The following is a 21,945-nucleotide window of genomic DNA, read 5'->3' on the forward strand; positions in this document are numbered from 1 at the left end:
GGTTACGGGCTGTTTTCCCTTTCCTCCGCCATGACGCGCAGGGCTTCGCCTTCCAGCACCTGAAGGTCAGGAAAGATTTCAGCGAGTTTCTTTTTCTTGATGCCGAGGAATCCGGCCACGTCGCGGATGCAGGTGTAGTCGAGACCGATCGCGCCACCGGCGCCCGCCCGCCACTGAGTCGACATCCGGTTGAACAGGAAGAACGCCGGCCAGTTGCAGGGCCAGACCTCGGTCACATCTTCAAGGTCACCCGGGGTGAGCCCGAACAGGCCCATCAACTCAGCAGGTGCCGCCGGCGCGTAGAGTGCGCGGGCGGCGTCCGTCAGTTTCCCAAGCGGGCCTGATTGAATGCGCTCTGGTAGGCATTCACGACCGCCTCAGCAGCGCCCTGGCAGGACGTCACCAACGCCCGAATGCTCTTGTCGTCAAATTTGTCGTCGAAGCCCCAGCCGACTACCAGGTCCTTGATCTGCTGCGACTGCTGCTCAGTGTCAGCAGCAACGATTTCGGAAAGCGTTGGGCTTTCGCCCAGGGCGGTCCGAGCTTCATCGCGCTTCAAGTTCCACTCATCAAACAGAGCGGCAAGCCCCGGGCGATCCCGATACTTAAAGGTGAACTCGATTTTCTCGGGCTCACCCCCAACGATAGGGATCGACACGAAGGCCTTGAACGTCGGGTTTTGGGCGATTCTGATCTTTGCCATGGGTTACGCCACCGTCAGGTAACGGGTCGGTTCGCCCTGCAGCGCCAGATTGACGGTGCGGGTCAGCAAGTTGCTGCGGGACACAGTCGGCTGATTGGAGAACGAGGTGAAAGCGCCGTAGAACAGCGTGTCGTTCCCCGGCAGGTTCAGACGCGCAGCCTGAATGGTCTGGCTGGCATCCGCCGCACGCAGGATGGCGTTGAACGCCTGGGCCGGGTCATCCGCAATGGTCAGCGCCAAGCTGGCCGCCGCTTTGTCGGTTGGCATCTGGCGGCCCTGTTTGTCTTCCAGGAACACCACGTCCAGATAGTTCTGGGTGCCGCCGGCGAAAGCCACGTCAGTGATTTGCGGAATCTGCACCCAGGTCAGCACCTTCTTCAGCGAGCCGATGCCGGAGCCGGCCGGGTAGACCTGCACGTCGGTGGTATCGATGCCTTCGAGGGTGATGGCGGTGGCAGTGGCAGCTTTCACACGCACAACCCGATTACCCAAGCGAGTCCAGCCAGAGGTGACAATCACGATGTCGCCAGCCGACAGTGTGCCGCCAGTCACAGTGGCCACAGCCTCAGCCGCGTTGCTCAGTGCCGAAAACGGGATGTCCGGGCCATAGGTGGCACCGTGCTGGAAGGTGCCGCCGTCCGGAATTTTGTAGCCCATGGGTATTTCCTCTTTGCAAATATGAAAAAACCCGCTCAATGGCGGGTTCGTGGGTTTGCCCAGTGGGCGGGATCAGTTCGTGTCGGCTCGGTATAAGAACGAAACCGGGACGGTGTAGGTGGAATCGCCGGTGATGCCAGGGCCTGGGTCGACCGGCGACATGGTCACCACGGTGACCGCCCCCTTCGTGTCTCGGGCGTATAGCGGGAACAGATCGGTCAGCTCAGCTGCTACAGGGTTCGTCTTGGTCTTACCCGTGCCCGCCGGCGCGATGATGCTCACCTGGAAGACTCCGGTGAACAGCCGGTGATCACCGCCGAGCGTGTTGCTCGCGGTGTCGCCCGGGATAGTGAAGGCTCGCAAGTAGGTCTCGCCCGCCGCCGGCGTGTAGGCCGTGTTCTCGAAGACGATCTTCAGCTTCTCCGACCTGGCAGCATTCCAGGCGATCAGCTTGGCCTCGTAGATCGAGGCGATAATTGCGTGACTCATACCTGGTTGTTCCTGATGGCCTCCAGCACGATCTGCTGGAAGCGAGCCACAGTTACCCGGACCATGCCCCCGGGGGCCTGAGTGGAATGGCCGAACTCCAGCGGAATCGCATAGGGCAAGTTGTTGATGATGTAGGCCATCTGGCCGGCGGTGAAATCGCTCATCGCGGCGACCAGGGCAGCTACTGTCTCGGTGCCGCTCGGGTCTACCTCATCGAACGTGACGCTCTCGACCACGCCGAGCGATATGTGCCAGTTCGCACGGAACCGGCCGCCGACGTAGCCTTCAGGGGCCTTGATGTCCATGCCGTCGTTGAGCTTGCGGCCTTTCTTAAGCCTACCGCCCTTCGTGAGGTTCGCCGGGTCACTGCGCAGCGCGCTGTTGTGATCGTCGACGGCCTTGTTGTACTGGGTGGCCACTGCGTTCTGCGCCCAGATCTCCGGGTGACCCACGGGAGACATGCGGATCAGGCTGCTGCCGACCTCGATGATGATTTCGCGCACGCTGGCATCGATGGCTTCACCCGTCTGGGCGGCGAACTCTGCCAGGCTCAGCGCGAAGCTGCCGGATTGGATCGCCATATCATTTCCTCAGTTGCGCCGTCCACGTCGCATCAGCAGGGTCCGCAGACACGTTCATCACCCGCAGCCCATTGACGATATCGCCAATGGCAGGAGCTGCCGGCACAGCCGTTGGCACGCCGCCCTGTGACACGAACAGCTCGTTTTGCAGCACAAGCAGCTTCTTGTCGGTCGTCTGGATCAGAGAGCCGTCGATTTCCTTGGACAAGTAGCTGCCAAGAACGCCGCGCCCCGAGTACATCACGGTGGTCTCCGGCGTTTCGCCACCCAAGTCTGGATCGTACTCGCCCGCGACCTTGCGCACGCCTGTCATCGGTTTCACCGCGTCGGCCAGGCCATCAGGATCGTCGAACGCTTCAGCCAGCTCGGCCTGGATCTCTTCGCGCATTCCCATGATCAGATCCTTTTCAGCATCATCACGCCGGAGCGCTTGATCCACGGCTCCAGTAAGGCCAGGGCGAAGTTCACGCCCGCCGACTGATCGGTAGAGCCTGCCACATAGGTCTTGCTCACCGATGTGCCGGACTGAGCCGATACCGTCTTGCTCTGCACTTCCTTCTGCGTGGCCGTGTACAGCTTGCCCGCCACCGCTTCTTTGGCAACCTGGGCGCCGGCTGTTTTGATCTCGGTCGGGACCGGATCGGGAACAGCCCGCTTAATCTTGGCCGTGAGCCAGGCATTGGCCATGGTCACAGCAAGGACCGGATCACCGGTGCCAGCCCAGTCAGGACCGAGCTGGGCGTCAACATCGGCAACGATGATGAAGTCGGTCATGTGCTTGTCCTTATTCCGCTGGCACCAGGGCCTGCAGGTCTTCTTTCTTGGCGGTCGCGTCGAAGGTAATGCCCTTCACGGTCAGCCACTCTTTCAGCTCAGGGACCTTCATTTTCAGAGGGTCGGTTTCCGGGGTTTCCTGATCCTTGCCGTCGGAAACCTTGATGCCGGCGGCCTGGTAAGCATCGAAGATATCCGGCGCATCGCCATCGACGACCACCTCAGTGGCGGAACCGATGACACCGAAGAATTCGCTCAGCAGGCGGTAGCACACGCCGCGCTCTTTGCCCGGCTTGTTCGTGTAGATCACTTTCATGAGTCACCTCAAAAGCATCCCGGCGCCATAAGGGCGCCAGGCTGTGTGGGCCGGATTACGGCGTGGTGGTACCGCTGATCACAGCGGCGAACGGGACCTGCTTACGGTTGAAGACACGCTGCCAGTTCGCAGCCGCGGCGTACTGAGTGGCGGTTGGGCTGAGGTTCTGAGCCTCGGAACCCTTCCAGCTGAAGCCGGCAGGTTGGAGGATGTAGGTCTTCCGCTCCCACAGCACTTCGGCACCGCCACCGTTACCGCCGCCCGGCTTGCGCTCCAGCTCTACCGGTACCTTCGGCGTGCCCTCGCCGTAGCCGAAAGCGCCTTGGCCGAAGAACACGGACAGGTACTTGCCTGCGCCATACACCAGGGCATCGTCCATGAACACTGGCTTGCCGAGATAAGTGGCCAGGATGATCTTGCCGTCAGAGTCACGCAGGTACTCGATGAGGTCCTGCTTGACCATCTGGTTCATCACCACCGAGTGCACGCCGATCGCGCCAAACTGGTCAGCGGCATCGCCGGCGGTGAACGCAGCATCCTGGAAGGCATTCGCGCTGATGGTCGCACCCGCGTCGATGACCATGTCACCACCGTTGTTCGCAATGTTCGAGGCGATGATGCCGCGAGCTGCGCCCAAGGTGTAACGCTGCCACTGGCGGGTCCAGTAGGTACCGAAGCGGTTGCGGATTTGCTGCTGAGGTTCGGTGTTCGCCAGCTCAGCGGTCAGGTCGGCGACGCCGTAGCCTTTGTTGAGATACAGAACCCGGGCGCGCATGCTGTCCTGGGTGACTTTACCGACCTCGCCCTGGTCGTTCGGGTCGTCGTTGCTGATGTTCGGCGCTTCATCAGCGTTGAGATCCTGCCAGTAGCTGATCTCTGCAGTGCCCTGGCTGCCGGAGGCGATCTCATCCAGCACAGGCGAGCGAGTCACGATGCCCGACTCATATACAGCGGTCTTTTCCGGGCTGTTAACCGGCGCCAGGGTGGCGTAGTAATCCCCGACGAAGATGTCGGTCAGTTGGGTAGTTGCCATGGATTAGGTTCCTTTGGTGGCCTGGATTTTCTTGAATAGCTCGGGGTTGTCACGGGCGATCGCAGCGCGCTCGGTTTCCGTGTACTCACCCCACTTTTTCGTGGCCTTGCCACCGTTGTCGCCGGTCTGCCCGGCACCCTGAGCCCTTGGCCACAGGTGTGTTGCTGTTTCACGCAGCGATTCCGCCCATTCGAGCGGGGACAGCGGGGTTTTCCCGTCCTTCCCGTAAACGACCTCGCCGTCACGGTCGGTGGCAATTGCCTCGCCGTCTTCACTGAGTTTGAAAGTGCCCCGGGCGCGCAGGATGATGTCCTCGGCAGCCTCAGGGAGCGCGCCGGCCTTGATGGCAGCAGCGCGGATGGAATCGGCCAGCACTTTGTCGCTGTACTTGGCGGCGAATTGCTCGGCCTTGTCGGCGCGGGTCTTCTCGGCGCTCAGCTTGGTGTCGTAGTCGCTGCGTAGGCGCTCGGTGCGGCGGGTGATCACCTCGTCCAGCTTGCCTTCAGCGATCAGCTTGGTTTCTTCGTCCTGGCCAACCTTCGCAAGCAGCCCCTTGACCGCTTCGATGTCCAGGCCTTCGAACTGCCCCTTCAGCTTGTCCAGTTCGGTTTTGATGGTCCGGTTCGAGCCCAGCAACTCCTGGTTCTTGGACTTGAGGCCGGTTACTTCCTTATCCAGATACTCCTGAACCTTTCCGCCTAGCGCCTCCTGAAGGGCTGCGGTCTGAGTTGCGTCGAGGGTGAGGCCAGCGGCGGCCGGGTCAAATTCAAATGGCATGGGTATCCCCTGGGGACTTGGTTGGCCCGCCTGACGGGCATAAAAAAACCGCCCATTGGGCGGTTTGGTGTGAATTCTGTGGTTTATCGGACTATCGAAAGCCCGCGCATGACCAGGTAATCCGCGAACTGCGTCCTGCTCGGCGCATATGGCGGCGGTCGCATACGTAGGCCTGGCGTATCTCGATTCAATCGAGTCCGCCGCCCGTTTGGCTCGGTACAGTGGGTTGGATCTTCGATCTGGAAGCCCTGCTCGGAAGCGTATAGCTCGACCGCCAGCCGTACCTGGCCCCATTCAAGCTCAAAGGGCACGAATGTCTCGGAAAGAGTTTGGTATTCGATCTTGCAGTCACGTCGGGGCCAGGCCATTGCCTGCTCAGGCTTGGCCTTGCGGCCCTTCCACTGGCGACCGTTGATGTCGGCCGCAGCGCGCAGTAGCAGTTCGACCTGCTCAGCCTCAGCTTCAGGTATCCGGAACCCGTAGTAGTCGCGGTAGAAGGTCAGCTTCTCCAGCGGCACGAAGCTATTCGCGTCTGGCCTGCCCTTCCCATCCTCAACAATGATCTGCATGTGCTATCTCAACCTGGTTGAGCGCCGAGTGTAACGCCTGCTCGGGTGAACATGTCAGGCTCTGCATCCTTCAGTTGCGCCAGGGTCAGCGGCTTGAATGACTTATCGAGCTGCAGCTTGGCAAACTTCTCCGGCGTCAGCCCGCCATCGCGGAACAACTTGCCCCGGACCGGCCCAAGAGCATGGTCTTGGAAGCTCGCCGGTTGCGTTGCCAGCCACTCGTAATAATTTAGGCCGGCGTCGACTTGGGCCCCGCCGTTATCGCCTACCGAAGCGCGCGTGGCGTCCTTGGCGAACATTTCCGAAAGCCTGGTGGTCGGCACCGTGGTGGACCGGCAGTTGATGTGCGCCGGCGGCAGCGGACCTTTGCCCAGGTCAAAGCGCATGCCGTCCAGGCCCTTGCATTGCTGCGAGGTCTTGCGGTCGAGCGTCGACACCCAGCGATAGCCCAGCACCACGTCGCTGTTGGCCTTCAGAGTCTCCATTCGTGCCGTGGTGGCTACGTGCTGGATTGCCGTCTGCACCACGGCGGCAGCGTTGCGGTTGCTCACCGCCAGGACGCCGTCAGTGAAGTTCTGCGCCGCGGTCCCGCGAATCGCCTGGATGATCTGGGCATTGGTCTGGCCCTGGCCGAAGCCGAGCCGGATAGTGTTCGTCACACGCATTGTCTCGGTCCGCGTCCAGCCGCTGACGAAGCTCTTCAGCAGCTTCCCGCCATCGATGCCCTTCACCTGCAGCGGATAGGAGAACACCGCCGCACGGATCACCGTGTTGGTCGGCACCACCGCGTCGATGGAGAGTGCATTGCTCAGGCTTTTGGCCTCAAAGCTCGACTCATACAGCGCGATGTCGACCAGATCGGCCTGTACCAGGTCACCGTAGGCCTTGTAGATATCCAGCAGCTTACCGTCCACCCGGGCCAGGAACTGCTCGAGGCGGTCCCGGCTGTAGGTGGTCAGCTCCTTGCGGGTGAGTTGCTCCCGCACCAGCTTGTCGATCTGGCGCAGGTACTTCTCGAACTTTTTGACCTCGCCGGCCTTAAGCCGCTCCAGCATTACCGAGTGTCGGGTCGTCTGCTCCAGCAGTTGGCTGTCCGCCTGTACCTGGTTTGTCGATGGCATCGTCTTTGTCCAAGTTGATGCCGGCCGACTCGCGCTCATCGCTGATCAGTTCGGCTTCGTCTTCGTAAGGGCGTTCCGGCAGCTTGCCGGTGGTGAGATACTGCCAGTAGGTGTCGGCGCTGATCGTCCCAGCCATTACGCCCTTGAGCAGCTCGGCAAGCACTTGGGCATCGACCACCGGGGTCACGAATTCTGGGTTCACCTTGAACTTGACCTGCTTGGGGTCGTAGCCCTTCCACTCGGCGGCGTATCGCAAGCCCTGCTCCACCGCCTCGGCCACCGTGATGACAATGCTGTGCAGCGTGGCGTGCTGATCGTTCTGGCGTGTTTTGCGCGCCTCGCCCGACTCGGTGCCGGCCACGTCCATGACCTTGGCACCGGCCTCAAGCGCGGCGTTCTTCTGGTCGTCCATGGCCTTGCGCACTGCTTCGATACCGGCGCCCTGGAATTCCAGGTAGCCGCAGGAACCGGAAGGCCCAAGATCCCATGCCGCCGAAGGGCCGGTGACGCTCAACTCCACCGCCTCATCCAGGCCAGAAACCCACGGCTGCGGGTGGCTGGTCTGGTGCAGTGATGTGAAGTAGTCAGCGCTCAACTGGTAGGACTTCAGCGCGGCCCGCGCCATGGTCAGCAGTGGCACCTCATCGACGTCCGGCGAGTTGTCAGTCGAGCCGCAGTAGATGACGGGCAAATAGGCCAGGCCTTTAACCAAGCGGTTATCAGTGCCAGTGGTGCCAAGCGGCTTCTCGTCCTCCACCAGCTCACCGCCTTCATTCCGCACGGCGGTGTAGCAGACCTCGTTGAGCATGAAGAACTCACGGAAGACCGTATCGCAGTCGTGGCTGTAGCGATCGCCGCCCTTCTTGCGAAACTCACGGAACACCGAGAGAACGAGATCCTGCCGACCACCTTGATCAGCAGTGTCCCAGTTGATGGCGTTGCGGGTGGCATACGTCGAGAAGTACGGCTCGCCGCTTTCATCGATGTTCACCACCAGCGGCACCCGGCCGTGCGAAATAGCCTGGCGCACCATACGGAAGAACAACTGCTTCAGGCCGAAGCCGTCGGCAGTGGCGTTATCCTCCAGCCCTTTCAGGCCGCCAGGCAGCTCGATCTCCGGGATCAACCGAGACACTAGGCCCATCATCGAACGTAGCGAGTCGCGCACCCAGTGCTCGTATTGAGCCCGGTTCGTGTAGTTCTCGTAGAGGTACTTGTTGCCGGTGGCGTCGATCTTCTCGGCCTCGACCATGCCACTCGGCTTGGGCAGGTTGCGCTCGTTGCGCTTTACGGCGCACTCACCCTCGAGCGCGTCGTCCATCATCTCCCACTCAGCGATATGCGCGTCGTAGTCGGGGTTTGTCGATTGCACTGGCATCAGGCCAAGCCTCCAATTCGGCGTGTTCCGCCTGTGCGTTTGCGTCGGCCCATCGAGACGGCGAAGTAGCGGAAGGCATCCGCGCCGTGCGATGACCAGTCGTGAAGTGGTTTGTCTTTCCAGCAGCCCCGCTTGTCGTCCCACTCCTTTCGGTAGTTCTCCAGGCAGGAAATACCCAATTCGCACTTGGACTCATCGAAGGAGCAGGCCGGAAGGATCTCCCGAACCTGCTCAATGCCCTCGTCGATGCCGAGCTTTGGAACAACGCTGAATTTGAGGCTGTATTTTTGCCCGTCGATCTCGTAGCCCTCCCGGGCCAGTTCGCGCCGGGTCTTGCCGTCGCTGCCGAATTCGCGGTTGTCGATGTCGTGCGGGCCCCAGTGATCGCCGTACGTGTATTTGCGATCCTTGAGCACCTTCATGTAGTGCCGAAGGCCTTCCCCGCTGTTCTCGTAGAAGTCGATGACGTGATACTCCTCGCCAACGATCCGGACGAACCAGATCGCCGTGGAGTCGCCCACACCGATGTCCCAAATCGTGTGCATCGGAAGGTGGCTGTTGTCCGGCAGCGGACCAATGCGCTGTGCACCGTACAGCTTGGTGAACTGCTTCGAGTAATAGGCGCCCTCGACCGACTGCTGGAAGGCCTCGACGGGAATCGACGGGTATTCCCGTTTCATGTCGTCGCCGAGTGTCTTCTCTTTGGCTGCGTACCAGGCGCGCTGGCCAGGGTTCGTGTCGATGCCGTGCTTGGCGAACAGTTCGTTGAAGTAGTGGGTCAGGCGCTGTGGGATGACCACATCAGTCGGCTCAAGCCAGTAGGCCTTGTTCTTCCACCATGAGAAGAAGAAAAACTTCCAATCCAGCAGGCCCAGAGCCACGCCGGCAAGTTGCTGCCGTTCCGCACTCTGCGAGTAGTCGAAAAAGTAGCCGGCCCTGCCCTCCGCTGTCGATTCAATCGTGACGAAACACTCAGCAGCGACAGCCTCGAAAGCACCGGTGACGATCTCCCGCGCCTTGTGCGGGAACTTGGCACAGATCTTCCCGAACTCGGACACGTGCAGATAGCGCAGCGTGCCGCCCCGGAACGAGGTGGAGACGTAAAGCGAGCCGCCCTTGCTGAACACCAGTTCGCCGGCAGCGTCGTTTCTCGCCGGGTTAGCAGCGCGCAGCTCCTTCGGCAAGTTGTCGTAGGCGTACTTGACCTTTTCACGAAACAGGCGCTTCGCATCGTTCAGTGTGTGAGCGATCAAGGCGCACTTGGCAGCCTCGAACAACGCTGCATCCAACTGGACGATGCACACCAACGTCGTAAAGCCCAGCTGGCGTGCTTTCAGGATGATGTTCCGGGTATGCATCCCCTGGAAGTAATCGATCTGCTCCTGCGTCATGCGGAAGCGAACCTTCTTGCCCTGCTTGTCGGTGATGAAGTAGAGATTATTCAGTCGCCAGAACCGATCCCGAAGCAGTTTCATGTGCTCGGGTTTCATTTCAGGCGTCCTGTGATAATTCGTCCATCATCTTCGAGATCTCGTCGGCGTCGTCCGTCTTCTCCTTCTCGTCCAGGCTGAATGCCTGACGCTCCAGAACCTGCAGGTTCTTCATTGCAGAGGAAAGCTGAAACAAGGTTTTGGAATTGCTGGGTAGCGCGACAGCAGCGAGCATCGAGGCCCGGCGCATGCCGTTATTGTCCTCGTCAGTCTCGTCGATGATCGCGTCTTCGATCTCTTCGCGGCGCTGGATGGTATTGAGCAAGTCATCCATCAGCAGGTTCGCAAGGTTCGTCGCCTTCCGAATGTCTCGCCGATGGCTGCGAACCACCCGAGCGCCTTCTTCTGCGGCCTCTGCGATGATTTCGGCGTCAAGTTCGCAGTTCGCGCCTTGGTCGTTGCGAACCTCTCCGCGAACCAACTTGCTGCGAACCTCTTTGCGCACCTGGTCGGAAAGGTCTCTCGCCCATCCTTGAACCTTGGCTTTCTTCCGTATCGCGGTGTCGCTCACGCCTTGGCGCTCTGCGATGGTCCTGATGGAAAGCGAACCTGCCCGGTAGGCGCGTTCGATTGCCTCCCAGTCGGGTTGCTTGGTTGTCATAAATTGTCTCAGGTAAGCCTAAAGGCGGGATTGAAATAGTGGCGCGTTGCCGGTATTGGTGGTGATCAATCAACCGCAAGGAAATTTATATGTCCGCCAATATTCACGCAGCCACGCTTAATACCAACAACCCCGGATACAATGCCGAGGATCGACGCGCATTCGCAGTCGGAATAGCACTAGAGCTAATCTCTGCAAAACTTTCTGCTGGCGCATCTACCGATCTAGAGGGCGAATTAAGCCGACTTTCAGGTTATGCAGACGAGATTCAGGAAGCGCTGAAGGTGAAGTGACACACCCGTGCCGCACTCACCTGCGGCACACCTACCCTTCCCCGATATCCAGCAGCACATCAATCAACTTCTGCTCGCCCAGGCGCATGGCGCCCAGACATTGCAGGTCATCGCACTTAGGGCCAAGGCCGAACACAGTTACCTCTCCTTTTGCTCCGATCAGCGTCAATGCGCCTACCGTGCACTCGGGATGCTCACCGGCATCGAGGTCGTCGGCAATCTTGCGCAGGGTCTTGGCTGCATCGCGCCATTCTTCCCGCTTGAACTCAAGAACCTTGACTGTCATTCGTTCACCATCAGATGGGTTTGTGCATGGGCGCGGCCCTGGAGCAATCCAACGATCAGGCCCTGCGGCAATCCGGCAGACTTGGCAGCGCCCACAGCATCGACAATGGCCTTGTCGAGAGCGACTACCGCAGCGTTGATTTCTGGGCTCATTGGCAGCATGTGCCTCAGGCGGGTGCCGTTGGTCATGTATGACCCTCTGCAATGAAACTCTGCACCAATCGGAAACCTCGCCCTAACTCCGACTCATACTGGAGTGACGGTCAAGCACGTGAAATACCCCACCCTGATTGAATCCATTACAGTAATGGAGACTCGAACAACTGCAATCACGGAAGAAACGCCTTTGAAACTTCGTCTTTTAGTCCTACTTTCCAGCATCGCTCTGTGTGCTGAGGTGCAGACTGCGCCATCCTCCGAAGCCGAAGCTGTCTTTCAACACGCAATGCTTTTAGCTGATGAAATACAGCAACGAGCTAATCAGCTGGTTGAAAAAGAACAGCAGGGCAAAACTGACAAGCTCACACTGAGCCAGTCCATACAGGAGGCTACTAAAGGACTTGAGACCTATGAGGACGAGCTGCGTAAAGCTAGCGCCGGAGGGCACGGTGTAGCGACTTTCATGTTGGCGAATATGCAAGAGAGTAAAGCGGCAACCTTTCTAAATGGCTATAAGGCTATGCATGTAGAAGCCTGCTCGCTTTACCAGACCGCTGCGGATCAAGGCTTGGTTGCCGGAGCGATAATGCTGTTGCGCGACTGTGACGAGGCGTTCCTGCGATTCAAGTTCGATGACCCCGAGTTTCTTCGCAAGTATAGCCAGCTAGCCAATGCCCTAGAGCGACCAGATCTGTACTCTGACCATTATCCATTGCCTGCAATACGCTCGTACTGCTTCAAAGATTCACTGAAAACGGAAGCCAACCGTCAACTACCGTTGACCACTATGAGGGACTTCTTCGAACCAGTGTCTCTGAGCTTGGAACAGTTTCGCGCCGACGGGTATTACCTGTTGGCCGTTATGGGCGATTTCGCGAACCCGAAAGTTCAGGCCTATTTCAAGCAGTCGCAGACGATAGCACCTGACTGCCTAGACCCTTCCAATCTCAAGTCACTTTTCAAAAGTATAGAGAGTAAAAGCCACTGACTTCAGCCATCTTTCAACACGATTTGGCGCTTTCGAAAACGTGGCGCGGATTACTTGGCTCGGCGCTCCATACCCCCAGGCGCCTTGTCACATTGCAGGCAGTGCTCGCAGTTCAGAGTCCGGCACAGCCAGGCCTTCACCCGCTGCCAGTACGTGACCATGAAGATGTGGCGGACGCCAGCCAGAGCCAGAGCGAGGTGAAACGTTAGGCCAGCAGTGGTCGGGCCGAAGAAGATGTTCTGGCTGCGCACCATAACGACGAAACCGCTGATGGCGATGGCCGAGTAGATCAGCTTCCCGAGAATGCCGTCCCTCACCTTACCGCTCAGTACGCACCAGGCTGCCCACAGCGCGATAAGGCCGCAGGCGATGGAATTTATCAATTCAAGATTCATGGTGGATTGCCTCCCCCAAACCGCTGGCGAATGAGCGCCCAGAGGTCAGCGGATTTAATAGCTCTGTTGATGGCCGCCAGGAGCGAGCCGCCGAATGCCCCCAGAAGGAACCCAATCCCGGCGACGATCTTCGGCTCGGTAACGCCCAGGTAGGTGCTGACCATGCTGGTGAGGTAGATCGAGCAGGCCATGCCGGTGATGAGGAAGATCATCCAGGCACGCCAGTCGTTCAAGTCGTCCTTGTGCCACCAACTGGCGATTACGGCGCCGACGAGGCCCGCAATCAGTAGTTCGAACCTGTCGATCTTGTCGAGCAGGCGCTGTAGATACTCCATGCGCTCGACTCCGTGGGGCATGTTTGAAATAGGTCGGCCCCGTCGGCACTCCCTGCTAAGTGCGAAGGGTGTGGTGGGGCCGAAAACGAAAAAGCCCAGCACGACGGCTGGGCCTTGAATGGGTGCGCGACCTTAGCTGCGCGGTATTGCTTGAAAGCCCTGCATCGCTATACCGCTGCAGGGCTCGTCCTTCGTCGTAACTTATGCAACAGTACCGTCGGCGTTCAGTACATCCCAAGACATTTGGACTGGGATCACGAAATCCGCACTTGTATTCATGAATACACCATTTCCTGCGGGAACAAATACATCGTTCGTAAGCAAATACGCAGTCGGAATTCGAATTTGGGTCAAGTCAAACCGGTCGCCGGTTGGGCGACTTGTGCCATAGGTAATTTCGCGGCCGTTAGAACAGGATCGCAGAATTAGACCATGCGGGTTGTCTTGCGGCGCGATCAATGTTGCGATAAAGACCGCGTTGCCGTTGATAGTGATGTTTTGAAATTTTTTACCGAGTGTACGTACAGTCATATTGTCACCTATTGAGTCAAATGATTATTTGCGGAGATCCGCTTTCATGTCGCTCAAAGGCGATGGGGAGAGGCTCATGACCTTCTGGTTGTTGGGTCCGAGAAACTACTACTTACGGCAACAGGTCGTAGGTCACGTAGGCCGTACCGCCGCCGTTCTGAGTCATTGCTACCCACAGGCCCTGACCCGCAGGAATGGTCACAGAGAACGGAAGAGTGGAAGAACCGCTAACGGCGGACAAGATAACGGGCACGTTGGTCACCCAGCGCCCTTCCGGAATGGTCGTGCCGGTACTAATAAATCCGTTCCCGACTGGGCTGATCATGGTAGCTGTTCGAACTACCGCGCCATTGACGTTCTGCGCCGGAGTGAAAACTGCCTCTGCGTAGCTGGTTGCGATCGATTTGAAACGGCTGCCGATTTGTACTGGTTCCATTTTTTCACCTATTGAGTCGAATGATTTGTCGCGGAGGATTCCGCTTTCATGTCGCTCAAAGGCGATTGCTCGAGGCTCGTGGCCTTCACATGATTCAACGTCCCGCATCGGGAACATTTGATCTGGAGCTCTGTAAACCCACCCGTGCGGGCGAGAAGTCGTTTGCAGTTACCGCATCTGAATTCTTTCAACATCTGCAAATTCCTTTTGCTGAATCGCCCTTTCCTTGGGCAATAAAAAACCCGACGCAATGGCCGGGTTTTCTTGAATTTCCAGTGCAAGTTGCCGAAGGCAAAATACTAACTGTGGGGAAATAATGCCCTCAGCCGTGCGGGAAGTCAAGCGGCCTCTTTCATCTTGTAAATTATCCCGCCAATTGGACTCAGTGCTTTGGCATCGATGTCATAGCAGGCATCGAAACATAGCTGCACGAAAGGCTCCCAATCCCTCGCCCAAGCTGCCGACGGGAGCTTGATGCCGTACTCCCCTTCCACCCAGGCACGAAAGATCTCCGGCTTGATGAGCGGATCAGGGTTGGAAGACTGCCCTCCCTGGTGCATATACCGATAGCGGCGAAACACCCCCTTCGCTACGTACGCAGCACGTTCACGCTTACTGGCAGTCATGCGCTCTACCCGAGAGCACGCCAGGTTGAAAACCGCATCTTCCGCCTCCTCCCGATCATCATCGGTCGGCTCTGCCGCGTACATGGCGTTGCCGAAGGCTCGTAACTGGTAGTGGAGACGCGCTATCGCCGACTGGATATGGCCGGCCAAAGCACCGTGCACCGCATGATTTGCCGTAGGCCCCCGCTCACTGCTCTGCACCACCACCCCAAGTTCCGCGGCATCTGATGACTGCCCGGGTGCTGGGTTGTAGTTGCAGTCATGCCACGCTTGGCGCGCTGAATTAATCTTCATGCCGCAGCCCTCTTCAGTTCTCTTGTCCTTGCCCGGTATTCGGCGGTGATCGCTTTGAGTTCTTCCACGGTGTATTTGCGCGGCTCGTGATCGGCCTCCAGCGTCTCTACAGCCTCCAGGCCAATCCTGGCAATCAGCCCTTCGCGGAATCCCTGCGAAACCGTCAGGCCCTTGCGAGCGTACTTGGAAGATCCGGCATTGCAGCTTTTACACTGCAACCAGATGTTGTGCGGCACTAGCCTTAACTCTGGCCGGGCGCCCTTACCGAGGAAGTGGCCGGCATCGAACGCGCCGCCTGTCTTCCAGCCCTGGGCAGCCAGGATCGATTCCTGCGATTCACCGCAACTGATGCAGCCGCTGCCAATGCTCAATTCATAGGTACGACGGTAGTCGCGCATGGCCTTCTCGGCATCCTTGAGGTGGTCGCTGCGACTTTTAAGCGCCTCCTTTCTGAGCTTGATTTCGCGGCGCCCCAAATCCGCCAGGGCCTTGCGAGCGCTTGCCTGCCCCTTTTCTGACTTACCATGAGCGATGGCGCACTCAATCTCACCGCACACGGCTTGCGAGGTACGTTCAGGCTTGAACATCACTCGGCATGATGGGCAGCGCTTGCGCCGCGGCCCGCTTGAGACCAGTGGAGTTTTCCTCTGTATTGGAGTCCGTTTCATATTGCCTCCTTGGCTTTTTGTCGGTTGTTGCCGAACAACGGTGCCTGCCCCTTGGCCAGCTTCCAGTTGAACTTCTCCTTGCAGCCTGTCGCACACTGGCGCAGGTTGATGCTAGGTAGGTTTGTCATCGGTTCGCCGCAGTCAGGGCAAGGCTTTCCATATCCGTTGTCGTGGCTCATGCGGCCTCCTTAAACGCTTCAAACTCCGCCATTTCGGTAAGACGCTCTTCAGTGAGCGTCGGCCAGTCATGCAGCACTAGGTACGCGCAGCACTGGCGCCAAAAGTCTTGAAATGTCTCCTCCCCCATCGAGTCGTAGGAGAGGCTGCGGGGTGTCTTGCGGGTGAGCTGGCCCAGGCCGGGAATATCGAACGCCTCTTCGTCGCAGTACACGCCCGACTCCAGTTGCAGGGCCTTGATCGCGTCGTGGGACTGCTTGCCGGAGAACCGGTCGATGTTCTGGCTCAGCACCCGGCCAAGGCCGTGGACCAGGCCATTGAACCGCGGGTTGCGGGGCTGCTTGAGGTCGGCGCGGATTTTGGTGTTGATCCGGAAATCCCGCTCGCGAAGGATCGACCGATCAGCGTCGGAGGACGGCACAAATGCGGCCACCTCCTTGCCGGTGGCTGGATCTACCAATCGGCGCAGCACCAGGTACACGGGCATTGGTCGGGGTTTGACTGGCTTGGTCATTGCGCTGCCCTCTTCTCTTCCAAGTCCTGCGCCTGCTGGATCAGCAACGCGCGGCGATCGGCCAGATCATTGGCGGCCGCAATCCGTATCTCGTCTTTCTGCACTGCGCTGGCTTTCCGCATCTCCAGCATTGATATCTTCACGAGTTCCAGTTTCTGGCGAAGTGCAGGCTCTGGGCGGGTAACCGTGCCGGTGAGCAGACCCGCGATGGCGCGGCCATCCTCCGAGATTGGCTCGACGCTCAGGTCGGCCAGATACTTCTGGGCGTGCTCGCGGGGGATGCGTTTCAGCTCCATGGCCTTGGTGACGGCCTGGACACGGCGGTTTGCGTCGAATCCAACAGAGACATGCCAGCTCACCGGCTTTGCGTCTTCGCGCGCCTGACCAACGAACCGCTCGTAGGCGCTGATGAAGGCCATACGAGCGCCCACCTTGTCGCCGGCGTCGAGGACGGGCTTGGCAGCCGCCAGGGCCAGCTGGATCTCGTCGGTAAGCACAACGGTTTCAAATTCATCGTTGGTGGTCATCGCGATGGCCCATGCCTCGTCCTTGCCTGGTCGGCCGTCAGAGGATTGAACACGCTGCAAGATGTCAGCCATCGCCAGCTTGCCCTTCACCTCGAAGCGGCAGGCCTTCAGCGCGGCTTTCACGACAGGCACCGGATAGGCGCAGAGATCTTCGGCCATCATGGCGGCAGTCCCTGGATTCATTTCCTGACCCATCGCCTCGGCCGTCGCACAGATGGCAGAGGCCAGCCCGGCGACCTGCTGGTCGTTCATTTCAAAGGTATTCATTGCGGTCACCTGCTTGGCGCTTGGCGAGAACCATCTGCGCGGCCTGCTCGGCTGCGGAGTGGTTTGCCTCGGTCCGTTCCATCTGGCGGGCGGTTGTGCCGTTGATGCGCTGCCCGGTCACCCATTGGGTGTGGTAACTCTCGGCATTCGCCAGCAGTTCGTTGAGGCTGTGGCACTTGCGCAGCACAGCGGCATCGCTGGTTTTCAGGAAGTGGGCAGCGACGTGGTGGGCGACATCGGCGCCGAGCCTGTCGACGAGTAGAGCCATCTGCTTGCCGGCCTTAGCGTTCCAAACAGGCCAGGCGCCATAGCGCTTGCGGTAGGCCATGGCGTAGTTCGCCCAAACCTTGAAGGTTTTGCACGTCTGGTCTTTGGGGCCTGGCATGTCAGCGGGTATCTCAACCCGTGGCAGCTGGGGGGCGAAAGGCACGACCTGACCGGTCACGACCTTGGCGGAAGCCTGGGGCGTAATCGGTTCAATGACCGGTTCATTGACTGATTCAAGAGAGTTACTGATTCTGGGTGCAACTGCTGCACTACCCCCTGGTGCAGGAGATTCACTAGGGGGTGAACCTGCTGCACTACCCTGGTGAACCTGCTGCACTACCCCTGGTGCAGGAGGTGCACCACCACCATCGAGAGTGAGGAAGTAAACGTTTGACGAGTTTCCTTTCGGACCACCCTTACGGATTTCCTTACGCAGCAGCCCCGAGTCACATAGGGCTGCTATGTGGTTCATGACGGAGCGCTTGCTGATCTCGCACTGATCGGCGATGTGCTGGTAGGACGGCCAGCATTCGCCTACATCGCTAGCGTTATCGGCCAGTTTGATCAGGACAAGCTTGCGCAATGGATTGCCGACACGAAGCTTCATCGCGGCGACCATAAGGCCCATGCTCACGCGGCACCTCGCGTTGCTTTGTCGTGAGTGAACCGGCCGTCCCAAGTCTTCTTCATTGGCAGCTCGCCAGCCAGGTATGGGTCGTATAGGCGTACGGCGCCCTTCTTGAGCAGGATCGGCGTATAGGAGATAAATGGGTCTTTCCCGTGCGGGGTGACTTCGTGCTGGTGCTCGGTCATGTACTTGTCGCGGGCGTATGAGCCAACACGGTGGCGGGTGCCGGACTTGCTCTCGTTGTAGAGCCAATTGCGCGCCTCCAGGTACTTGCCCACCTGCATGACGTTGACCCCATTGAGGCCCTTGCAGAACTGGGTATGGGTCATGCCTTCCTTGAACAGGTTCTCCAAGGAGTGAATCTTGGTGGCCTGGGCCCGAACCTCCACCGAGAGTTGCAGGCGAGCCTGCTCAGCCGCTTGTTTCTGCTCCACCTCATCAGCCCAGGCGCGCGCGGCTGCTGCCGGATTGGAGAAGTCAGGGAGCGTTACAATGACACGACCACCTTCAAGCTCACGCCAGCGCTTTATCACCGCCATACGCATTGCTGCGCTGTAGCCGGTCAGCAGGCAGTCAGTGTGTTCCCGGTCTAGCAGATATTCGGTTTGCTGCCGGTTCATCCCGTCCAAATAGATACCCTGAAAAGTCAGGACATCTTCTTTGAGGTCAGCAAGCATGTTGCGAATGTCTGCCTTGACGTTGTCGTGCCGCTTGCCGGTAAGGTCGGCGATTTCACGCGAAGACATAGTCCGCGCCACGTTTTCAGATTGCGAAAAACGTGGCGCGAGATTGTTGGGGGTATTGACGGGGATGGATTGTGTATTCATTATTGCCTCGCTGAAGTAGCAATGAGCCAGGCCACGAACCTGGCTTTTTTGTGCCTGCGGTTTATGTGCGGGCTTTGTGCAACTCAATTACCGCCCCGATAGCTTCAAGGCTCGCCGACATGTACTTGGCGTGCAGGGCGCGGATCTTCTTTGCTTCGTTCGAGTCGATCTCGCCGTCTTCCAAGGCGGAAGCCACCATCTGGTCAAGAGCGCCACGCTGTGCGGATGCCGCCAGCGAGCGCTGATACAGATCGACGTTGTCCAACTCCCCCGCTTCCGGAATCTTCACGAACACGCCGCCGTACATCGCGCAGATGTAGTCCGGCAGGTGCTCGGTCTTCGTTTCGCTTTCAAGCACGAAGATCTCGGCATCGCTCAGCGGCTTGCACCCGGCGGTTTCATAGATCTGGTTCTCCAGGCGCTTGTCCTTGATGCCAAGGCGAGCAGCTGCGCAATCCATCCCGCCAGGGAAAGCGTTGGACACGGCCGCCATTACTTGGCGGCGGGTCTCTAGTACGGGCGTTTTCATGTCCTAGTTTTTCCTTGGGTCGGTTGCGGTCAGAATTGCTTCAATGGAATGGCGGACAGGGATGTCGCTTAGGCGGCCATCTCGGCCCACGGAAACGACGGACAAAGGGATTCTTTTTTGAAAGCACCTCCGGTCAACGCCTCCGCTCGCTTGGCAACCACTGGAGACATGCCGTGCTTCTCGCGAACCCAACCGGAAACGGTGCTTTGATCAACCTTGAGCTTTTCAGCCGTGACCTCCTGCGTGCCGAAGAAGGCAACGAGGTCCTTATAAATAGTGTTCATGCTGCCCCTCCATACGGGAATACCCATATAGTAGGTTACGGGAATACCGATTTGCAAGGATATGGGAGCACCCGTAATACTCGCCGGATGGAATTCAAAGATCGTTTAAAGGCAGCGCGCCGACACGCCAAGCTCAATCAGGGCGAACTGGCCGCTAAAGCTGGTATCACGCAGACGTCGATTTCTGACCTTGAGCGTGGAAAATCGAAAGCCACCGCACACGTCGTGAAGATCGCCGACGCGTGTGGGGTGAGCGCCAAATGGCTCTCAGACGAGATCGGGCCAATGCTGGTTCTTGGGTTAACGTCCGGCTCTGGTGAATCGAATGTCTCCCCTGCCGCCCAACCCACCAAATCATTCCGCTACCCGGTAGTGAGCTGGGTGGCCGCTGGCGCCTGGGCGGAAGCAGTGGAGCCCTACCCGGCCGGAATTTCGGACACCTACGAGTTTTCGGAGTACGACGCCAAAGGCCCGGCGTTTTGGCTGACAGTCAAAGGTGACTCGATGACAGCGCCCGCCGGACAAAGCATCACCGAAGGCACGCTGATCTTGGTGGACACTGAAGCTGAGGTTGCACCCGGTAAGCTGGTCGTGGCCAAGCTGCCGGACAGCAATGAAGCCACCTTCAAGAAGCTGGTAGGCGACGGAGGTCGGCTTTTCCTAAAACCGCTGAATCCGGGCTACCCAATTGAGCAAGTGGATGAAAATTGTCGTATCGTTGGTGTAGTCGTTAGGGCGCTACAGAAGTTTTAGGCTATGCAATACGGTGCCCTGTATTTGGTGGCGATACGAAAGAATGCACTACAGTTAACTGAGCATGAGCTAGCACCTAATCATGCTTGCCTCTATCTCTATAAGGAACAAGGCTAGTGGTTGACTCTATGCAAGGAAACGGCCAAATACTCCTCGACTTGGTCTGGCCAAAACAAGAGATATCTAAAGGATTTAGCATGTATCCAATATATGAAATCACACCAGATCAAGCCGCAAAACTCTTGACCTTGAGAGAAGATTTTCTAAACGATGTAAAAGCCAAAGAAATAAAACCCTCAAAACTTTCCGAAACAGTCTCAGCATTTGCAAATGCTGCGGGCGGAGACCTATATATAGGAATAGCGGAAAATAAGACTAATAACACGAAGGTATGGAACGGTTTCTTTGAGCCAGAGGAAGCAAACGATATTCCCCAGGTTTTACTGCAAGCGCACCCTTTTGGAAATCACTTATTATTTGAATATCTTCATTGTGATGGGCTCCCAGGACTAGTACTACATATCACCGTCAAAAAAGTGAAGGAATTAGTCAGATCTTCCTCTAAAGAAATTTTTATACGCATAAATGCTGGAAAGCAGAAAATCGATTCAGAAGACGCTCTAAAAAGATTAGAACTCGACAAAGGAATCATCACATTCGAAAATGAATGGGTTGAAGTTAGCGAAGGACGAATTAACAACAGCCTTTCCATCCTTAATTTTTTATTGAATATTATTCCTAGTGGTGAGCCAAAGACTTATCTTGAAAACCAAGAGCTGATAAAACCGAACCATGCGAAGGTCTGTGGAGTTTTGTTATTCTGCGACGAACCAGCTATTTATCTTCCCAAACGTAGCAGCATAAAAATAATGCGGTACCGCACAAAAGAGGACGACATCGGAAGAGAATTTTTAGATGGAAACCCTTTAACAATTGAAGGCGACGTATACAATCTTATTTTCAACTCCGTATCAAAGACAAAAGACATTCTTGAAGGAATACAAAAACTTACCGAAAACGGATTGGAATCAATCAAGTATCCAGATGAAACCCTTCACGAAGTAATAACAAACGCGGTACTGCATAGAGATTATAGTATCGTTGCAGATGTACAAATCCGCATATTTGACAACCGAGTAGAAGTTGAAAGCCCGGGGAAACTTCCCGGCCATGTTACAACTAAAAATATTCTTCATACGCAAAGTGCCCGCAACCCATCACTTGTAAGGCTAATTAATAAATTTCCTGACCCACCAAATAAAGACGTTGGCGAGGGTCTGAATACAGCCTTCAGAGCAATGGAGCTGCTAAGGTTGAAAAAACCTGTTATTCATGAATCTGAAAACTCTGTATTGGTAATTATTCGACACGAATCTCTCGGTTCGCCTGAAGAAATTGTAATGGAGTATATGAACCATAACGAAGAAATCACTAACTCTACCGCAAGAGAGTTAACAGGTATTAAGAGTGAAAACTCTATGAAAAACGTCTTCCTAAGACTAAAAAATAGCGGTCTATTAGAACCAATTCCGGAGCGCAGAGGAGCGGCATCGGCTTGGCGCAGAGTTGTAAAAGCTCAGGATTAATCCGCTTCCACCAATATCTGAATCACCAGATCGTTGCACCCTCTAAGACCTAACCGGTTACCAGATCTTCGCACCATCCAGGACCTA

35 protein-coding genes are annotated in these 21,945 nt (G+C 57.5%); 4 read left to right on the forward strand and 31 right to left on the reverse strand.

Features of this window, described 5'->3' with window-relative positions; genetic code table 11:
* Window positions 1-2: 2 nt before the first annotated feature.
* The 15 genes from M5B97_RS14165 to M5B97_RS14235 all read right to left on the reverse strand — a co-directional run bounded on the left by M5B97_RS14165 (window position 3) and on the right by M5B97_RS14235 (window position 10,489).
* Entirely contained in the window at window positions 3-275 is a 273-nt protein-coding gene (locus M5B97_RS14165; protein ID WP_248731781.1) for a DUF1799 domain-containing protein, read from the reverse strand.
* Window positions 276-322: 47 nt separating this feature from the next.
* Window positions 323-703 (reverse strand): phage tail assembly chaperone, encoded by a 381-nt coding sequence (locus tag M5B97_RS14170; protein WP_169366786.1) that lies wholly within the window; start codon window positions 701-703, stop codon window positions 323-325.
* Window positions 704-706: 3 nt separating this feature from the next.
* Complete coding sequence (locus tag M5B97_RS14175) at window positions 707-1,360, reverse strand: phage tail protein (RefSeq protein ID WP_248731782.1); 654 nt, start codon at window positions 1,358-1,360, stop codon at window positions 707-709.
* Window positions 1,361-1,432: 72 nt separating this feature from the next.
* A complete protein-coding gene (locus M5B97_RS14180) occupies window positions 1,433-1,849 on the reverse strand; it encodes a phage tail terminator-like protein (protein ID WP_134326534.1) in 417 nt (138 codons plus the stop codon).
* Entirely contained in the window at window positions 1,846-2,430 is a 585-nt protein-coding gene (locus M5B97_RS14185; RefSeq protein WP_248731783.1) for a hypothetical protein, read from the reverse strand. Before M5B97_RS14185 ends, M5B97_RS14180 begins: the two co-directional genes overlap by 4 nt.
* A 1-nt stretch (window position 2,431) precedes the next feature.
* Window positions 2,432-2,824 carry a hypothetical protein gene (locus M5B97_RS14190; RefSeq protein ID WP_248731784.1) on the reverse strand — a complete coding sequence of 131 codons (393 nt, stop codon included), beginning with the start codon at window positions 2,822-2,824 and terminating at the stop codon, window positions 2,432-2,434.
* A gap of 2 nt (window positions 2,825-2,826) precedes the next feature.
* A complete protein-coding gene (locus M5B97_RS14195) occupies window positions 2,827-3,204 on the reverse strand; it encodes a hypothetical protein (protein WP_248731785.1) in 378 nt (125 codons plus the stop codon).
* 10 nt (window positions 3,205-3,214) lie between these two features.
* A complete protein-coding gene (locus M5B97_RS14200) occupies window positions 3,215-3,520 on the reverse strand; it encodes a HeH/LEM domain-containing protein (RefSeq protein WP_248731786.1) in 306 nt (101 codons plus the stop codon).
* Between the two features lie 55 nt (window positions 3,521-3,575).
* Window positions 3,576-4,553 carry a major capsid protein gene (locus M5B97_RS14205; RefSeq protein ID WP_248731787.1) on the reverse strand — a complete coding sequence of 326 codons (978 nt, stop codon included), beginning with the start codon at window positions 4,551-4,553 and terminating at the stop codon, window positions 3,576-3,578.
* A 3-nt stretch (window positions 4,554-4,556) separates the two neighbouring features.
* Window positions 4,557-5,330 carry a hypothetical protein gene (locus tag M5B97_RS14210; protein WP_183703379.1) on the reverse strand — a complete coding sequence of 258 codons (774 nt, stop codon included), beginning with the start codon at window positions 5,328-5,330 and terminating at the stop codon, window positions 4,557-4,559.
* Window positions 5,331-5,413: 83 nt separating this feature from the next.
* Window positions 5,414-5,899: a DnaT-like ssDNA-binding protein gene (locus M5B97_RS14215; protein ID WP_248731788.1), complete on the reverse strand. Its 486-nt coding sequence runs from the start codon at window positions 5,897-5,899 to the stop codon at window positions 5,414-5,416.
* Window positions 5,900-5,907: 8 nt separating this feature from the next.
* Window positions 5,908-7,020 carry a minor capsid protein gene (locus M5B97_RS14220; RefSeq protein ID WP_248731789.1) on the reverse strand — a complete coding sequence of 371 codons (1,113 nt, stop codon included), beginning with the start codon at window positions 7,018-7,020 and terminating at the stop codon, window positions 5,908-5,910.
* A complete protein-coding gene (locus M5B97_RS14225; RefSeq protein WP_248731790.1) occupies window positions 6,938-8,398 on the reverse strand; it encodes a DUF4055 domain-containing protein in 1,461 nt (486 codons plus the stop codon). Before M5B97_RS14225 ends, M5B97_RS14220 begins: the two co-directional genes overlap by 83 nt.
* On the reverse strand, window positions 8,398-9,888 hold the full coding sequence (locus tag M5B97_RS14230; RefSeq protein ID WP_248731791.1) for a terminase: 1,491 nt from the start codon (window positions 9,886-9,888) through the stop codon (window positions 8,398-8,400). The genes M5B97_RS14225 and M5B97_RS14230 overlap by 1 nt, the downstream gene beginning before the upstream one ends.
* 1 nt (window position 9,889) lies before the next feature.
* A complete protein-coding gene (locus M5B97_RS14235) occupies window positions 9,890-10,489 on the reverse strand; it encodes a hypothetical protein (RefSeq protein ID WP_248731792.1) in 600 nt (199 codons plus the stop codon).
* A gap of 89 nt (window positions 10,490-10,578) precedes the next feature.
* Between M5B97_RS14235 and M5B97_RS14240 the strand changes: the two genes are divergently transcribed.
* Window positions 10,579-10,782, forward strand: a complete 204-nt coding sequence (locus M5B97_RS14240; protein ID WP_248731793.1) for a hypothetical protein — start codon at window positions 10,579-10,581, stop codon at window positions 10,780-10,782.
* A 31-nt stretch (window positions 10,783-10,813) separates the two neighbouring features.
* Here M5B97_RS14240 and M5B97_RS14245 read toward each other — a convergent pair whose 3' ends face one another.
* Complete coding sequence (locus M5B97_RS14245; protein ID WP_248731794.1) at window positions 10,814-11,068, reverse strand: hypothetical protein; 255 nt, start codon at window positions 11,066-11,068, stop codon at window positions 10,814-10,816.
* Window positions 11,065-11,256 carry a hypothetical protein gene (locus M5B97_RS14250; RefSeq protein WP_248731795.1) on the reverse strand — a complete coding sequence of 64 codons (192 nt, stop codon included), beginning with the start codon at window positions 11,254-11,256 and terminating at the stop codon, window positions 11,065-11,067. Before M5B97_RS14250 ends, M5B97_RS14245 begins: the two co-directional genes overlap by 4 nt.
* 82 nt (window positions 11,257-11,338) lie before the next feature.
* Here M5B97_RS14250 and M5B97_RS14255 point away from each other — a divergent pair, with 82 nt between their 5' ends.
* A complete protein-coding gene (locus tag M5B97_RS14255; protein ID WP_248731796.1) occupies window positions 11,339-12,214 on the forward strand; it encodes a hypothetical protein in 876 nt (291 codons plus the stop codon).
* 50 nt (window positions 12,215-12,264) lie between these two features.
* Here the strand turns inward: M5B97_RS14255 and M5B97_RS14260 are convergent, their stop codons facing one another.
* The 14 genes from M5B97_RS14260 to M5B97_RS14325 all read right to left on the reverse strand — a co-directional run bounded on the left by M5B97_RS14260 (window position 12,265) and on the right by M5B97_RS14325 (window position 19,519).
* Entirely contained in the window at window positions 12,265-12,609 is a 345-nt protein-coding gene (locus tag M5B97_RS14260; protein WP_248731797.1) for a hypothetical protein, read from the reverse strand.
* Entirely contained in the window at window positions 12,606-12,944 is a 339-nt protein-coding gene (locus tag M5B97_RS14265; RefSeq protein WP_003218335.1) for a hypothetical protein, read from the reverse strand. Before M5B97_RS14265 ends, M5B97_RS14260 begins: the two co-directional genes overlap by 4 nt.
* Window positions 12,945-13,145: 201 nt before the next feature.
* Window positions 13,146-13,475, reverse strand: coding sequence for a 3-methyladenine DNA glycosylase (locus tag M5B97_RS14270; protein WP_248731798.1), 330 nt, complete (start codon window positions 13,473-13,475; stop codon window positions 13,146-13,148).
* A gap of 112 nt (window positions 13,476-13,587) precedes the next feature.
* A complete protein-coding gene (locus tag M5B97_RS14275) occupies window positions 13,588-13,911 on the reverse strand; it encodes a hypothetical protein (protein WP_222539697.1) in 324 nt (107 codons plus the stop codon).
* A gap of 8 nt (window positions 13,912-13,919) precedes the next feature.
* Complete coding sequence (locus M5B97_RS14280) at window positions 13,920-14,105, reverse strand: Com family DNA-binding transcriptional regulator (RefSeq protein WP_081044268.1); 186 nt, start codon at window positions 14,103-14,105, stop codon at window positions 13,920-13,922.
* 144 nt (window positions 14,106-14,249) lie between these two features.
* Window positions 14,250-14,831, reverse strand: coding sequence for a hypothetical protein (locus M5B97_RS14285; RefSeq protein WP_248731799.1), 582 nt, complete (start codon window positions 14,829-14,831; stop codon window positions 14,250-14,252).
* Window positions 14,828-15,499 carry a recombination protein NinG gene (locus M5B97_RS14290; protein WP_248731800.1) on the reverse strand — a complete coding sequence of 224 codons (672 nt, stop codon included), beginning with the start codon at window positions 15,497-15,499 and terminating at the stop codon, window positions 14,828-14,830. The genes M5B97_RS14285 and M5B97_RS14290 overlap by 4 nt, the downstream gene beginning before the upstream one ends.
* Window positions 15,496-15,678, reverse strand: a complete 183-nt coding sequence (locus M5B97_RS14295; protein ID WP_248731801.1) for a hypothetical protein — start codon at window positions 15,676-15,678, stop codon at window positions 15,496-15,498. The genes M5B97_RS14290 and M5B97_RS14295 overlap by 4 nt, the downstream gene beginning before the upstream one ends.
* On the reverse strand, window positions 15,675-16,190 hold the full coding sequence (locus M5B97_RS14300) for a hypothetical protein (RefSeq protein ID WP_248731802.1): 516 nt from the start codon (window positions 16,188-16,190) through the stop codon (window positions 15,675-15,677). The genes M5B97_RS14295 and M5B97_RS14300 overlap by 4 nt, the downstream gene beginning before the upstream one ends.
* Complete coding sequence (locus tag M5B97_RS14305; RefSeq protein WP_248731803.1) at window positions 16,187-16,984, reverse strand: hypothetical protein; 798 nt, start codon at window positions 16,982-16,984, stop codon at window positions 16,187-16,189. The genes M5B97_RS14300 and M5B97_RS14305 overlap by 4 nt, the downstream gene beginning before the upstream one ends.
* Window positions 16,971-17,885 (reverse strand): helix-turn-helix domain-containing protein, encoded by a 915-nt coding sequence (locus tag M5B97_RS14310; RefSeq protein WP_248731804.1) that lies wholly within the window; start codon window positions 17,883-17,885, stop codon window positions 16,971-16,973. The genes M5B97_RS14305 and M5B97_RS14310 overlap by 14 nt, the downstream gene beginning before the upstream one ends.
* Window positions 17,882-18,706, reverse strand: coding sequence for a Rha family transcriptional regulator (locus M5B97_RS14315; RefSeq protein WP_248731805.1), 825 nt, complete (start codon window positions 18,704-18,706; stop codon window positions 17,882-17,884). Before M5B97_RS14315 ends, M5B97_RS14310 begins: the two co-directional genes overlap by 4 nt.
* A gap of 61 nt (window positions 18,707-18,767) precedes the next feature.
* A complete protein-coding gene (locus M5B97_RS14320) occupies window positions 18,768-19,235 on the reverse strand; it encodes a YmfL family putative regulatory protein (RefSeq protein WP_179677599.1) in 468 nt (155 codons plus the stop codon).
* A gap of 68 nt (window positions 19,236-19,303) precedes the next feature.
* Window positions 19,304-19,519: a YdaS family helix-turn-helix protein gene (locus M5B97_RS14325; RefSeq protein WP_003218319.1), complete on the reverse strand. Its 216-nt coding sequence runs from the start codon at window positions 19,517-19,519 to the stop codon at window positions 19,304-19,306.
* Window positions 19,520-19,606: 87 nt separating this feature from the next.
* Between M5B97_RS14325 and M5B97_RS14330 the strand changes: the two genes are divergently transcribed.
* Window positions 19,607-20,272: an XRE family transcriptional regulator gene (locus tag M5B97_RS14330; RefSeq protein ID WP_248731806.1), complete on the forward strand. Its 666-nt coding sequence runs from the start codon at window positions 19,607-19,609 to the stop codon at window positions 20,270-20,272.
* 116 nt (window positions 20,273-20,388) lie between these two features.
* Window positions 20,389-21,858 carry an ATP-binding protein gene (locus tag M5B97_RS14335; RefSeq protein ID WP_248731807.1) on the forward strand — a complete coding sequence of 490 codons (1,470 nt, stop codon included), beginning with the start codon at window positions 20,389-20,391 and terminating at the stop codon, window positions 21,856-21,858.
* Window positions 21,859-21,945: the final 87 nt, after the last annotated feature.

The sequence above is a fragment of the Pseudomonas sp. MWU13-2517 genome (assembly GCF_023242545.1).
Classification (GTDB): Bacteria; Pseudomonadota; Gammaproteobacteria; order Pseudomonadales; family Pseudomonadaceae; genus Aquipseudomonas.